The sequence below is a fragment of the Pseudonocardia sp. genome (assembly GCF_050246655.1).
Lineage (GTDB): Bacteria > Actinomycetota > Actinomycetes > Mycobacteriales > Pseudonocardiaceae > Pseudonocardia.
In genome coordinates, this window is record NZ_JBFWVQ010000031.1 from 26,556 (window position 1) to 40,621 (window position 14,066).

A 14,066-nucleotide genomic window follows, 5' to 3' on the forward strand; every position below is an offset into this window, starting at 1 on the left:
GACCCGGCTCACACAACCTGCCGAAGAGCATGATCGTCGCGCTCACATCTCAGCCGACCGAAGACGCCGAACTGTTGGCGAATGAGAAGAATAGGTTGATTGCCGCAACCGGGACAAAGATCCCACCCCACCACTTGATGGCGGAGAAGCAGGCTCCACGCCACCAGTTCTCCTCTCGTTTATAGATGCCGGAGTAGCTCGCTGCCCATGCCACGACAAATGCCAGCGTTGCAGCCCACTGAAATACAACTTGAGCGTTGGCGTTGGCATCAAAGATCGCCGCAACTACAGTAAGGACTAGCGCTGCGGCGAACGTGAGAACGGCAACACGCGTCGCTCGAACGATTGCAGGCAGCTCGCTTGCAAAGTCAACCTGAGCAGCCACCCCCTCCCGAGAGTGCGCCCAAAGCAAGGCCTCATTGCTCGGTCGCCTAATTGAAATCGAGCTTACGCGCTCGTAGAACTTGCGAACGAACCTCGGCAGCTGCTTGAGCGCGTCGACCGGTGTCCGAGCATATCCATTTCGATAAAGAAGTCCGTGCGCGACTGGCTCCTTCGTTCGAAATAGGCCGACGCCCACTGCGGCCCGGTCGACAAGGTCTCCACGGCGGTTCGCCACCTGCCAACGCTTTATGGACGGATCTACGTCATGGAATCTATAGCTCGCCAACCAGTTATGATATAAACACCTATACCATTCCCCAGGTACTGGCCTCTTACATGGCCTCTTCCGCGCGGTGAATGGATACGCACATCGAACCGGAAGGAGGGATCCGCGCACGATCCACACCCACACGGTCACTCCGATCAAGAACACAGGAAAGAGGCCGCCGATCCATAACGGCCACCAAGGACTTGCGGCGTCGCTCAGCTTCTTAGCAGTCCACGCAAGCGTAGAAGGCAGGAGTGAAAGATAGTCATTCAACGGTGCACCCCCCAATGCGCCATTTCAGCAATTCGATGGTGGCTTATCGAAGGGGTGGCCAGCAAGGTCCAAGCAGGTGCTTTCACCATTGTAGTTCGGAAGGGAGCCGGCGGCCGGCACCCAACAGGCCGCCGTCCGGGGATCGACGTGGACGATCCCGCACACGGCAGCCATCGTCGCCTTCCTGGTTGGCTCGTGGCAGGTCCGGTCCGGGGTCAACCCAGTACACCGATCCCGCTGCCGGACACCATGGCGCCGTGCCCGGTCGGTGCGACATCAGGCGATGTTGACGCCGGCCGAGCGCGCGAAGACGATCGACGGCCAGCGGAGATGACCCGAAGCCGCTCACGCCGGGCCTCGTCGTCGGGTAGCCAGCTGCCCGCCACCGCTGCCGGAGGAGTGGGTCGTTCGCAGCCGGTCCGCACCCAGCACGGGTCCGGCTTGATCGATTGGGAGGTTACGGCGACGTCGGTCGGCGCATGCGGTCGCCAAGAATCTCGGCGGCCCGCCGATCGGCTTCGCCGACCCAAGCCGCGTACACCCGCAGTGTCGTCGCACCGCCTCCGCCGTGGCCCAGCCGACCCGCAACCGTGCGCAGGTCGACGCCGGCGGTCAGCAGCTCCGTCGCCGAGTAGTGCCGCAGCGCGTGCAGGTGGCTGTCGATGCCGAGCTTCGCGCACATCGCGCCGTACCGGTGCGTCACCGCGCTCGGGTCCATCGGACGATCCGCGGTCGGGCGATGCGAGAAGACGAACGCCTCGGGTGTCGGCTCCTCGCCGAGGGCGCGCACGCGCTCGGCGTACCGCTCCCGGTGCTCGGCCAGGACGGCGACGGTCTCCGGGTCGAGGGCGAGGCGGCGCACCTGGTGGGTCTTGGTGTCCTTCTCCACGCCGTTCACGTAGTTGCGCCGGATCGTCAGCACGCCGGCCTCGAAGTCGACCCGGCTCCAGCGCAGCGCCAGCAGCTCGGCGCGACGGATCCCGGTGACCATGACCAGCCAGACGAGAGTGCCCCACTGCTCGTCCCCACCGGCCCACGCGGCCTCGATGATCCGCGCTGCTTCCGCCGCCGTCGGGGGCTCGGGCTGCGGCGTGGGCTGACGCGGCTTCTTCGCCACGTCGGCCGGGTTGGAGCGGATCCACTCCCAGCGCACCGCGGCACCGAGGACGGCGCTGAGGATCCAGTGCACCTGCCGGATGGACGACGCCGACATCGGCGTGCACCGGTGCGGCGGGCACTCGACGACCACGCAACCCGCCTCAGCGCAGTCGTGCGGCGAGGCACCGGGGCGGCCAGGGCGCCGCTTGTGCCGCACGGTCCGGCACTCGTGCTCAAGAGCGGTGCGGTGGTCGACGGCCGGCACGCCGTCCCGGCAGCGGGCCCGGCACCGCCGGAGGTCCGCGTAGAGGTCCTCCAGCGTCTTGGGCGTCACCTTCGCGATCGGCACGTGGCCGAGCGCGGGCTCGATCGTCCGCCGGACGTACCCGCGGTAGCCGTCGAGCGTGCTCTCCTCGGCCTCGTGGCCGCGGAGCCACTCCTGCAGTGCCGCACCGAGCGTGGCCTTCGTCCGCGCGTTGCGCTGCTCGTCGACCTGCGACAGCAACCGCGTGAGGATCTTCTCCGCTTCCTTCGCGTCGCGCGTCGACTCGGTGAGGTAGTTGTCCTTGCCCGTCAGGGGGTCCACGCCGGCGTAGACCAGGACCTGGAACGACCCGCCGCGCTGCCGGATGTGGCCGCGCCGACGGCGGGCCTTCCCGCTGGGTCTGGGCACAGCAGGATCGTACTCAATGACACTGTCATTGACAGACGATCAATTGGGCGGTAGTCTCGCCGGAGTAATCGCTGGTCAAACCCGGTGGGCCCCCGGGGGATCGAACCCCGAACCCGCGGATTAAAAGTCCGCTGCTCTGCCGATTGAGCTAGAGGCCCGGCACACCACCACGCGAACGGCCTGGTGGCGCGACCAGCCTAACCGGGAGCGGACCCGCGATCGCACGACCCGCACGGCCGGTCCCGGCCGACGCCGGTCATCGTGTCCGGGACGGCTCCCGCTGTCCCAGCGTCACGCGCTGCCGCACCGGCCGTCGCGCCCGACGGCGCCGGACGGCGTTGATCGCGAGGTCGGCCACGACGAAGGCGACGAGGCTCACCCCGAACACCGGCACGAGGTAGCCGAGCACCGCGACGACGAGCAGGATCGCGGCCCGGACGGGGTGCGTGAGCTCGCGCACGGCGGGCGGCGGCGCGGGCGGCAACGGCCCCTGGTAGGGGCTGCGCTTGGCCCACCACATCAGGTAGCCCACCACGATCAGCACGATCGTGGCGACGGCGAGCAGGGCCAGCAGGATCTGGTTGGCCACCCCGAAGAGGGCACCGGTGTGCGCCTCGGTGCCGAGGGTGCGCACCTTCGCCAGGAAGGCGTAGTCGTCCCAGCCGATGCGCTCGGTCACCGCCCCCGTGTAGGGATCGACGGCGATGCCGTCCCGTCCCGGGGCCGTCTCGGCGACCACCGCCGGCCGGTCGGGGACGGCAGGCGGGGTCACCCGGAGCTCGCCGTCGAGACCCTCGGCCCGGGCGACGTCGAGCATCTCGTCGACGGTGAGGGTCCGCACGTCGGACGGGACCGCGACCGGGGCCAGCGCGAGCTGGGGCACCCGCGCGTTCGGCAGGCCGCCCATCATCAGGCCGGTGACGCTCATCCCCACCAGCCCGAACGCCAGCCACAGCCCGAGCGGACCGTGCACGCTGCGCAGCCTGCTCTGCGTCCCCTTGCCGCGCGGCACCGGCACCAGGAGCTCCCGGGCACTGCGCCGGCGCCGCCCCTGCTTCGCGACCCACAGCAGCACTCCGCCGAGGACGACCGCGGGCAACCAGCTCGCCGCCACCTGCGCGTACAGCCGTCCGATCTCGCCGAGGTGCAGGTTGCTGTGCAGGTCGCGCAGCCAAACGTTCGCAGGCAGGCGATCGTTCATGGTGGTCAGCTCGCCGCTGATGTAGTTCGTGTACGGGTCGACGTAGACGGTGCGCGCCTCGCCGCGCTCCGAGAGGCTCGGCACCGACAGATTCACCCGCGTCGTCCGGCCCGGCTCGGGGGGTGGCACGACGGAGCGCAGCTCGGCCTCCGGGTGCGCGTCCATCGCCGCGGCGACCTGCTCGGCCACCGGACGCGGCGCGTCCCCCACGTGGTGGACGTAGAGCTGCTGGGCGTAGAGGTTGTCGTGGATCTGCGGGCTGAACACGTAGACGAGACCGGTCAGGCACAGCAGCAGCACGAACGGTGCGATCAGGATCCCGGCCAGGAAGTGCACCCGGCGCGCGAGCGGGCGCAGCACCGGGCCACCGGCCGCGCCTCCGGGCGCGCGCGGCTGCGGCGCCCGGGACGTGCGGGGCATGTCGGCGGTGGACACCATGGTTCCTCCCTCTACCGGGGTCATCGGGCCGACCGGGTGGCGAGCGCGAGCTGGGCGTGGCCGGGAGCCGGTGCGGTCGCCGCGGCGGCCGTCAGCGCCACGGCCCCGGCGACGGCGGCGACGGCGACCGCGCGGCGCAGGCGTGTGCGCCCGGGCCGGGCCGGGCCGCGGGTGTCCGCCCGACGGCGCGCCCAGCCGTGTCCGGCGAGCGCGACGGCGACGACGAGCGCGGCCAGGGCGACGAGCGCCGCGAGCTGCCACCCGCGGGCCGTCGCAGCCGCGACCGCCAGGAGCACCGCGGCGCACACCGGCATGAGTCGCGCGAGTCGCGGCACGACGACGCCCAGCTCGGAGTCGGCGGCGCAGCGCAGCGCCGTCCACAGCAGCACCGGCCCACCGACGCAGACCGCGACCGCCAGGAGCAGGCCTGCCTCGGAGGTCACGGCGAGCAGCGCCGGCCCGTCCGGATCCTGCGGCCGCGAGTAGCTCCACGTCGCCGCCAGCGCCGAGGCGCCCGCGAGCACCGAGCCGGCGGTGGTCCACCGCTGGACGGCCGTCCCGGCCGGGTTCCCGGTGAGCATCAGGATCAGCCCGACGGTCACCGGGACCAGCACGAGCAGCCTCGCCGAGAGCCCGGCGCCGACGCCCGCGCCGAACGTGGCCACCACCAGCGCGGGATCGAAGGACTCCGCGAGCGGGGTCCGGGCGGCGTAGCCGCCGAAGGTCAGAATCGTGCCGACGGTCGCCAGGACGAGCGCCCACCACGTGGCCTTGATCAGCCGCCGTACCGGGGCCCGTTCGACGCCCGCGGGCCACACCGCGACGAGGACGACGACGATTCCCACGCCGACGGTCAACGCGGCGGTCGCGACCAGCCGGGTCGCCCCGTGGGCCACCGCGACGACCCGGTCGCGCTCGGCGGCGATCTCCGGGAGGGCGGCCGGCCGCTTCGGCGCGAACACGTGGAAGCGGAGAGTTCCCTCGATCGGCTCGAGCCGGGTCGACGGCAGCGACCACGCCAGCGCGTACGTCCCGCCGTAGCGGGTCTGCGGCATCGTCACCACGAGGGTGTCGTCCGTGCCGGGGGCGTGTGTGGGCCGACCGGTGACGATCTGCTCGCCCGACGGCCTCGTCATCCGGACGGTACCCAGCCCGGCGGGCACCGGACGGTCGAAGGTGAGCTGCACGGTGTCGGGGGACTTGACGATCTCGCCCTCGGCCGGGGTGGTGGAGATCAGCACCGGGTCCCCGGACGGCGTCGGGAAGGCGACGAGCAGGGCCATCCAGCAGGTCGCGGCCAGCAGGAGCATCCCGACGAGCCGGCGGGCCGTCGTGGACGGCGTCATCGCCCACCTGCCGGGGACGGGCGCCGGATGCGGAGCCCGGCGAGCACCAGGACGGCGACGAAGCCGCCGACCGGGCGCCCGCCGGGCGGGAACACCCCCGCGCCGGAGGGGAGCGCCGGCGCGGCGGGCGAGAGCGTGGCCAGACCGGGCACCGCGACGAGTCCGGTCGCGATCACGGCGATCAGCCCTCGGATGACGGACGTCGTGCGGTGGGTCACGGAATGGCTCCTCGGGGGAGGGCCCGGGACCGGGCGGCGCTGCCCGGCCCCGGGCTGTGGGGTAGCCCGATCAGCAGGCGGACTTGTCGATCGGGTTGATCTGCCGGCAGGTGAGGTCCTTGCGCCACGCACCGGGGATCTCTTGGGACCAGCCGTTGTAGACCAGCGGGATCGCGACCACGCCCTGGCCGCCGACACCGGGGTGGGCCGTCACCGCGTCGTCGGTCTTGGTGTCCTCCGTCGCCCCCAGCACCATCTGCCCGGCGATCTCGGCGTCGGCGATGTCGCCGTCACCGTTCGGGTCGATGTCGATGATCTGCATCGCGTTGGAGAACTTGTTGGACACGTAGGCGTAGTAGCCGCCGCCCTTCTTGGCCCCGAAGTTGGCGCCGTGGCAGCCGGCGTTGCACGGCAGGTCCTTGATGTGCTTGTTCGTCTTCGGGTCGATCACGCTGACCGTCTGCGACAGCGTGTTCTCCGCCAGCATCGCCTTACCGTCCGGGCTCACCGGGAGCTGGATGGTCAGGCCGCCCCACGCCCCGGTGGGTCCGGTCAGCGGGTTGTAGTTCTTCCACAGGTCGATGGTCGAGGTGTGCTCCTTCTTGCCGCTCTCGGTCGCACACGCGTCCTCCTCCAGGGAGACACACGTGATGCTCATGCCGAGGAAGTCGGACAGGTACGCCTTCTTCGAGTCCGGCGTCATCGACGTGGCGATCGGGAATGCCCCGACCTTGTCGTGCGTGACGGTGCCCTTCTCCATGTCGACGATCACGGCCGTGTTGGTCATCGTCTCGGGGGCGACGACCGTCTTGCCGTCGTGGCTCGTCCAGTGGGCGTGCGGGTGCGGTGTGAGACCGCTGTCCGGGTTGACGGCGATCCGGCGGGTGATCTCCCCGCCGCCCGGCGCGAGCTCGACGATGTCCTTGCCGGCGTTGATACCGACGGTGAGCTTGTCGGAGCCCGGTCGCGTCATCACGTGCGCCGGGTTGGGCCCGACCTCGATCTTGTGCACGAACTCGCCGGTCTCGCGGTCGAACGTGTCGGTCTCGTTGCCGAACCACTCGTTCCCGTACAGGAACTTGTAGTCCTTGTCGGTCCACATGTTGTGGACGTTGTTCATGTTGATCGAGGGAGCGGCGATCTTCCGGTCGATCGACCAGTCCTCCACGTCGATCTTCGTGATGGAGCCGTGCTTCTCCTTGCCGGCGTAGTCCTCCATCTGGGTGGCGACCCAGACCTCACCGACACCGGGCGTGGTCGGCTTCTTCAGCGCCGGCAGCGTCCGGGGGTACTTGAAGTAGCTGTCGTAGTAGGCGTCCAGGTTCGGAACCAGCACCTGGTTGCCCGCCGAGTCGTACTGCAGGATCGGCGCCGGCGGCTGGACCGGGTTCCACGACACCTCCTCGGTCTCGCTGAACATCTGCCAGTTGCCCGGGTTGGTGATCGTGAAGAATGCGTTCACCAGCCGCTGGATGATGTCCGCGTTCGACGGGACCGCCTCGGGCTTCCCGTTGACGACCAGGCTCTTGCCGAAGTCCACACCCAACGTGAGGGGGTCGTCGACGACAACGGCGCCGAGCATGTAGGGCGCGACCGAGTCCGTGAATGCGTACAGACCGGGCTCGGTGAGCTGGATGGACTTCGTGCCGAAGAAGGCACCCTCCATCGTCTCGTAGGGGAAGCCCAGCGCACCCTCGGGGGCGATCAGGCCGATCGGGTTGCGAATGGCCTCCGACCGCGCCGGGTCGACCGTGAAGTTGACCGTGACCGCCGGGCCCTTGACCGCGAACTCCTTGAGCGAGTCGAGGATCCGGGTGAGGTCCGCGGCGACGGGGACCTCGTTCAGGTTCACGGGGGAGTCGGCCGGGAGCTTCGCCAGCGCGTCGGGGAGCTGGGCGAGCAGGCCCTCGGCCTCGAGGGCGAGCGGCGCGGCCTCTGGGTTGGACGCACCGATGCCCTGGACGGCGGCCAGGGTCTTGTCGAGCGCCAGCGCGTCGACCAGGTTCGGCGTGCCGGACTCCGGAGCGGACCCGGGCCCGTGCAGCCCGGCGCGGGGGTTCGCCGGATCGAGGCTGGTCAGCACGGCCGGGGCGGCCGCAGACGACGACGAGAGCGCCAGGCTGGGCACGCCGACACCGGACGTGCCGACGCGCGGCAGCTCCGCCACGGCGAGCGACTGGCTGCCGAACAGGTTGAGGCCCGAGTCGAACCAGTTGCCGTTCTCGTCGGTCAGCTCGAAAGTGATCGGCAGCGGCCCGGCGCCGACCGGCTGCGATGCCGTGGCGGGGAACACGGACACCGTGGTCGCGCCGACGGCGGTCGCCGCCAGCACCGTCGCCGCCGTGACACGGCGACGTCGTTTTCGAGATCCCGAAGTACCCTGGGGAGCGGGGACTGACATGGGTTTCCTCTCGTGATTTCGTCAGCTCTCAATTTCCACGCAAAACAATTCGGGGGCGTGGAACGCGGACAGTGAATCACGCCGGGCGTTACCGGATTCGCACCGAGAGTTAAGCAGACGTTAAAAGGACCTGTAATCTGCCGTCGGGCTGCGTGAGGAATTGGGTGGATAATCGATCGGGTGAACAGGCCGGAAAAGAGTTCACCTCCGCCGCCGCCCGGGCGTCACGTGCCGCAACCGGCGATCACGCCGGATTCGCGGATTCCCAGAATGCCACGGACCCGGGCCGCGGGTCGGGCGCGCAGGCGCCCCTCGCGCCACCGCCCACGCGCCCCCCCCCCCCCCCCGGGCCTCCGCCCCCCGGTCGGGGGCGGCGGCGGCCCGCGCGGCCACGAGGGGCACCACCCGCTCCAGGAGCCTGCGGGCGGCGAGATGGGTGCCCGGATCGTTCACCGACTCGACCGCGGTCAGCAGCCCGTCGCGGAAGCCGAGCACCGAGAACCGGTGCGGTCCGCCACGGCGCACCAACCGGTCGGGTTCCGGCCCGAGCTTGACCATCTGCAGCTTCAGCGACCCCTGGTTGCTCCAGAACCACGGCACCGCGGTGTACGGCGACGTCGTCTCGCCGAGGATGCGCGCGGCGACGTAGCGCCCCTGGTCCGTGGCGTTCTGGACGGACTCGAGGCGCCGCGTCGTCCCGGTCGCCGGATCACGGACGGTGGCGCAGTCGCCGATGGCGCTGATCCGCGGATCGCTCGTGGTGAGCCAGCCGTCGACCACGACGCCGTCGGCCGTGTCCAGGCCGGCCCGCGCGGCGAGGCCGGTCTCGGGGACCGCGCCCACCCCGACGACGACGAGGTCGGCGGGCAGGAGCTGCCCGGAACCCGTCACCACGCCGGTGACACAGCCGTACCGGCCGATGAGGGTGGTCACGGACTCGCCGAGGCACAGGCGCGCACCCTGGGCCACGTGGTGGGCGGCGACGGCCTCGGAGACCTGCGGCGTCACCGCTCGGCCGAGCAGCCGCTCGCCCCGCTCGAGCACGGCCACGTCGATCCCGCGCGCGCTCGCCGCGCTCGCCACCTCCAGGCCGATGAACCCGCCGCCCACCACCACTGCCTGCCGGGCCCTCGCGAGTGACGCCCGCAGGGCGAGCGCGTCGTCGAGGCTGCGCAGCTCGATCACGCCCGACAGCCCCGACCCCGGCACCGGCAGCCGCCTGGGGGTGGCCCCGGTGGCCAGGACCAGGTGGTCGTAGCCCAGCCGTCGCCCGCCTGCCAGCTGCAGCAGGCGTCGGACCCGGTCGATCCCGACCACCGGGTCGTGGAGCAGCGCGATCTGGCGATCGTCGAAGAAGGACCGCGGGCGCATCGCGATCGCGGCGGGGTCGGTGCCGCCCGCGAGCATCTCCTTGGACAGCGACGGCCGGTCGTACGGGGCGTGTGGCTCGGCACACACCACCGTCGCGCCACCCCGGTATCCGCCCGCGCGCAACGACGCCACGGTCTGCAGGCCGGCGTGCCCGCCGCCGACCACCACCACGCCGCCCACGTCAGCCCTGCTCGGCAGGGATGCGGACGACCAGGTCCATGCCCTCGCGGTCGGGGACGAGCTGGCAGCTGAGTCGGCTGTTCCCGGCCCGGGCGGCGGTCGTCCAGTCCAGCATGTCCTCCTCGTCCCCGGACGGAGGAGCGAACAGATCGACGCCCCGTTCGAGGTAGACGTGGCAGGTCCCGCAGGTTGCCGAGCCCCCGCACTCGCCGACGATGCCGGGAACGTCGTTGGCCAGCGCGGCCTTCATCAAGCTCGTCCCGACCTCGACCTCGACGGTGCGGCGCGAGCCGTCGTCGAGCAGGTATGTGACAGTGGGCACGGGGTCTCCTCCTGGTGGTCGGCGGTTCGGTGGGCGCGGGCGTCAGGTGCACGTCGCGCAGGTCGCCCCGTCGCTGCGTCCGGACAGCCAGCTGTCGAGGACCGAGAACTGCTCGGGCGGCCAGGAGCAGACGACGATCCGGACGTCGCGTGCGAGGTGCATCCGCAGCCGGTGGCGCAGCTCGTCGAGCGCGGTGACCCGGAAGGGCCGGGAGCTGGCCAGGAAGCTGAGGGACCCCCGACCGGTGACGGCGAGCAGCGCGTTCGCGGGATCCAGGTCGAGCGGTAGGCGGGGCCTGGTCCAGGCGATCCGCACCCGGTCGCCCGGTGGCCACGCAGGCTCCGGGAAGCTCGCGATCGCCTGCTCGTCCGCCCGCGGCCGCCAGCAGGGGTCCGAGGTGGTGTCGATGCCCCACCGGTACAGGTAGCGGCCCACCGTGGAGGCGGCCAGGGTCATGCCGAACTCGCGGTTCACCAGCTCCGCGACCGCGCGCCGGGTCCACAGCCGGGCGGGCAGCCCGAACCGGTCGGGCGGGCCGGCCACGAGGTGGCGAAGGATCCGCTCCTGCTGCGGCGCGCCCAGCGCCAGCTGCAGGCCGGGCCTGCGGCCGCGCTGCTCCACCCGGAACGACGCCTCTCCCCTGGCCCGATAAGCGCGCACCCACTCCCCGACGGATTTCCGGGTCACCCCGAACTCCGCCGCGACATCCTTCTGCAATGCGCCCGCCTCCACCGCGTTCACGGCACTTCGGCGGAGCAGTTCCAATTCTTCGCACGACAATCCGCGAGCATCGCGGATATTACGTTTCACACCATCGCTCATCAGCATTCACACGAATTCCTTCCGGCCGAACCCGCAGGTCCGGCGCACATCTCGTCGTGCGGCGCGGACCCGGCGCAGCCCATGTCGCCCGGACCGGGGCAGCACACCCAGAGGTGTCACCGACACGACGCCCGAACAGCGGCGCCAATTACGCCGAACCGCCATGACCGAGATGTCGCTCAGCCGTAAACGCGGCGTAACATAGATCTCAACCAATCCGGGGCGAGACGTGAGCGGTCCTGTACCTGATCTTGGCGATCGTCCGCCACGTCCAGGCCACGACCGCAACATGCCTGCTCGGGCCGCACCACCACCGGTCCGCCGGGGCGACCGGGCGGCCAACCGCGCGCCGCGTCCCGCCCCGCACCGCCGACCGATGTGACCCCACCCACGGCGGTGCCACGGCACGACCGACCGGCCTTCCATCACTCGATCGAGTGAACTAGCGCCAGATAGCCCGTCAGCTCCTGCACGACTGCGCCGTACGGATGCGTCACCTACCTGCCGCTCGCCGCAGGTAATGTGACGGCAATGTGACGGCAATGTTTCGACCGCGCGCGCACGGCGGTGTGCCCCGGGGCACACCATGTACCGATGCGAACGTCATGGCACGGCTTCCGGCACAGCGACCGCCGCCTTCACCAGAGCGCCATCGGCAGGGCGCGCATACCACTTCTGCTCATCGCGGGGCTCCTTCTCGCGGGTTGCGGCGGCGCATCGGCCGGAACCGACGTCAACGCGCGATTCACCGCCCCCGGCGGCGGCCCCGCTGCGACCTACGACCCGACCCTGGTCCCGCTCGGCGCGACGGCGGAGGTGACCGCCGAGGAGGCCGACGGGGCGACCACCGTCACGCTCGCCGTCACGGGCCTGCTGCCGAACCGGGCCTACGGCGCGCATGCGCACGTCAACCCCTGCGGGGCGGACGGGATGGCGGCGGGCCCGCACTACCAGTTCCGGCAGGACCCCGTGACGCCGTCGGTGGACCCGGCGTACGCCAACAGGGAGAACGAGATCTGGCTGGACCTCACGACGAACGCCGAGGGCGCGGGTGCGGCGACGACCACGGTGCCGTGGGTGTTCCCGGCCGACCGGCGGGCCCAAGCGGTGATCATCCACGAGAAGTCGACATCGACCGAGCCGGGCAAGGCGGGCACGGCGGGCGCGCGTCCGGCGTGCATCACCGTCGCGTTCTGACCGCCTCCCACGCGACGGCCCCGCCTCCCACGCGACGACCCCTTCCGGCCGGGCGGGGCCGTCCCCGATTGCCGCCTGGTGACCAGAGACGCACCCCGGCAGGCTGGAGAGACACGACGCGACGGAGGAAGGTGGGCTCGTGGCGCGCACGGACGAGACGGAACCGGAAGGCGGCGAGATCCTCGCCCTGCCGTCGGTGGGAAGCCTGGTGGGCGGCCTGGCTTCGGCCCTCGGGCAGGGCCGGGTGGTGGGCCGGGAAGCGGTGAAGCTCGGCGGCGAGCTCGCGAAGATCGCAGTCGGCCGCTCCGAGGTGGCGCCGCAGCGGGGCGACCGGCGCTTCAAGGATCCGGCCTGGTCGGCGAACCCGCTGTACCGGCGGCTCGAACAGGCGTACCTCGCGACCGGTTCGGCCCTCTCGAACGTCGTGGACTCGATGGACGGGTCGTCGGACGCCCGTCGCGTCGAGCAGGCTCGGTTCGCGACCACGGTGCTGACCAGCGCGGTCGCCCCGACGAACTTCCTGCCGACCAACCCTGCGGCGCTCAAGCACGCGTTCGACACCGGCGGTGCGAGCCTCGTGCGGGGCGTGCGGCAGTTCGTCGGCGACGTGCGCCACAACGGCGGGATGCCGTCGATGGTGGAGCGGGACGCCTTCGTGGTGGGCCGGGACCTGGCGCTCACGCCCGGCTCGGTGGTGGCCCGCGACGAGGCAGGCGAGGTGCTGCAGTACACGCCGTCCACCGCGCAGGTGCGGGAGCGGCCGGTGCTGATCATCCCGCCGCCGATCGGGCGCTACTACTTCCTGGACCTGAGGCCCGGCCGCAGCTTCGTCGAGTACGCGGTGGGCCAGGGCCTGCAGACGTTCATGCTCAGCTGGCGCAACCCGACCGCCGAGCACAGCGACTGGAACCTCGACACCTATGCGGGCCGGGTCCTCGCGGCCGTCGACACGGTGCGGGAGATCACCGGTTCCAGCGACGTCAACGTCGTGGGGTTGTGCGCGGGCGGCATCATCACGACGACGGCGCTCAACCACCTCGCCGCGCTCGGCGACGAGCGGGTGCACAGCGTCACCTACGCGGTGACGCTGCTCGACTTCGGCGAGAGTGCCCCGATCACGGCGTTCGCGGCGCCGAGCCTGCTGAAGTTCGCGCGCGCCCGGTCGCGCCGCGCCGGGATCATCACGAGCCGCCAGATGGGCTCGGCGTTCACCTGGATGCGCCCCGACGACCTCGTCTTCAACTACTGGGTCAACAACTACCTGATGGGCGAGAAGCCGCCCGCGTTCGATGTGCTGGCCTGGAACGCGGACGGCACGAACCTGCCGGGCGCCCTGCACTGCCAGTTCCTCGACGCCTTCGAGCACAACCTGCTTCCCCGGCCGGGCGGCCTGACGGTGCTGGGGACCCCGATGCAGCTCGACGCGATCAAGATCCCGATGTTCGTGACGGGCGCGGTCAGCGACCACCTCACCCCGTGGAAGGGCTGCTACCGCACCACGCAGCTGCTCGGCGGCGACGCGACGTTCGTCCTCAGCTACTCGGGGCACATCGCGAGCCTGGTCAACCCGCCCGGCAACCCGAAGGCGCACTACTGGACGGGCGGCACACCGGGCGAGGATCCCGAAGCCTGGCGCGAGGGCTCCACGCGACACGAGGGCAGCTGGTGGGAGGCGTGGGTGAAGTGGGTCACGCCGCGTTCGGGGGCGCTCGTCCCCGCACCGGACGGCGAGGGCAGCGCCGGTCATCCCGTGCTGGAGCCGGCCCCCGGCCGCTACGTTCGGGACCTTCCGCCGGACGCCGCCGCGCAACGAGCGGCGCGTTCGTCCGACTGAGCTGGACGAACGGCCCGTTCGTGCAGCCTGGATGATGGGG

Annotated in this window: 11 protein-coding genes and 1 tRNA gene; 2 read left to right on the top strand and 10 right to left on the bottom strand. The window is 71.1% G+C overall.

The window, feature by feature from the left end:
• Positions 1-49: 49 nt before the first annotated feature.
• The 10 genes from AB7J25_RS12785 to AB7J25_RS12830 all read right to left on the bottom strand — a co-directional run bounded on the left by AB7J25_RS12785 (position 50) and on the right by AB7J25_RS12830 (position 11,001).
• A complete protein-coding gene (locus AB7J25_RS12785; RefSeq protein ID WP_428508487.1) occupies positions 50-385 on the bottom strand; it encodes a hypothetical protein in 336 nt (111 codons plus the stop codon).
• Between the two features lie 997 nt (positions 386-1,382).
• A complete protein-coding gene (locus AB7J25_RS12790; RefSeq protein WP_428508489.1) occupies positions 1,383-2,696 on the bottom strand; it encodes a tyrosine-type recombinase/integrase in 1,314 nt (437 codons plus the stop codon).
• 85 nt (positions 2,697-2,781) lie between these two features.
• A tRNA-Lys gene (locus AB7J25_RS12795) sits at positions 2,782-2,854 on the bottom strand.
• A 98-nt stretch (positions 2,855-2,952) separates the two neighbouring features.
• The gene (locus AB7J25_RS12800; protein ID WP_428508491.1) at positions 2,953-4,335 is read right to left on the bottom strand and encodes a PepSY-associated TM helix domain-containing protein; all 1,383 of its coding nucleotides are present in this window, start codon (positions 4,333-4,335) and stop codon (positions 2,953-2,955) included.
• A gap of 20 nt (positions 4,336-4,355) precedes the next feature.
• Positions 4,356-5,681, bottom strand: coding sequence for a copper resistance protein CopC (locus AB7J25_RS12805; protein WP_428508493.1), 1,326 nt, complete (start codon positions 5,679-5,681; stop codon positions 4,356-4,358).
• Positions 5,678-5,899: a hypothetical protein gene (locus AB7J25_RS12810; protein WP_428508495.1), complete on the bottom strand. Its 222-nt coding sequence runs from the start codon at positions 5,897-5,899 to the stop codon at positions 5,678-5,680. The genes AB7J25_RS12805 and AB7J25_RS12810 overlap by 4 nt, the downstream gene beginning before the upstream one ends.
• 70 nt (positions 5,900-5,969) lie before the next feature.
• Positions 5,970-8,231, bottom strand: a complete 2,262-nt coding sequence (locus AB7J25_RS12815) for a YncE family protein (protein WP_428508497.1) — start codon at positions 8,229-8,231, stop codon at positions 5,970-5,972.
• A 270-nt stretch (positions 8,232-8,501) separates the two neighbouring features.
• Positions 8,502-9,851: an NAD(P)/FAD-dependent oxidoreductase gene (locus tag AB7J25_RS12820; protein WP_428508499.1), complete on the bottom strand. Its 1,350-nt coding sequence runs from the start codon at positions 9,849-9,851 to the stop codon at positions 8,502-8,504.
• 1 nt (position 9,852) lies between these two features.
• On the bottom strand, positions 9,853-10,173 hold the full coding sequence (locus AB7J25_RS12825) for a 2Fe-2S iron-sulfur cluster-binding protein (protein WP_428508501.1): 321 nt from the start codon (positions 10,171-10,173) through the stop codon (positions 9,853-9,855).
• A gap of 42 nt (positions 10,174-10,215) precedes the next feature.
• Positions 10,216-11,001, bottom strand: coding sequence for a helix-turn-helix domain-containing protein (locus tag AB7J25_RS12830; protein WP_428508503.1), 786 nt, complete (start codon positions 10,999-11,001; stop codon positions 10,216-10,218).
• A gap of 588 nt (positions 11,002-11,589) precedes the next feature.
• On the opposite strand from AB7J25_RS12830, the gene AB7J25_RS12835 reads away from it, so the two are divergent.
• The gene (locus AB7J25_RS12835; RefSeq protein WP_428508505.1) at positions 11,590-12,192 is read left to right on the top strand and encodes a superoxide dismutase family protein; all 603 of its coding nucleotides are present in this window, start codon (positions 11,590-11,592) and stop codon (positions 12,190-12,192) included.
• Between the two features lie 139 nt (positions 12,193-12,331).
• Positions 12,332-14,026, top strand: a complete 1,695-nt coding sequence (locus AB7J25_RS12840; protein ID WP_428508507.1) for a PHA/PHB synthase family protein — start codon at positions 12,332-12,334, stop codon at positions 14,024-14,026.
• Positions 14,027-14,066 lie beyond the last annotated feature (40 nt).

Bases quoted from the DNA above. Each gene is read 5' to 3' on its own strand.
- AB7J25_RS12800 (WP_428508491.1), bottom strand. From the start codon at position 4,335: ATGGTGTCCACCGCCGACATGCCCCGCACGTCCCGGGCGCCGCAGCCG.
- AB7J25_RS12805 (WP_428508493.1), bottom strand. From the start codon at position 5,681: ATGACGCCGTCCACGACGGCCCGCCGGCTCGTCGGGATGCTCCTGCTG.
- AB7J25_RS12830 (WP_428508503.1), bottom strand. From the start codon at position 11,001: ATGCTGATGAGCGATGGTGTGAAACGTAATATCCGCGATGCTCGCGGA.
- AB7J25_RS12835 (WP_428508505.1), top strand. From the start codon at position 11,590: ATGCGAACGTCATGGCACGGCTTCCGGCACAGCGACCGCCGCCTTCAC.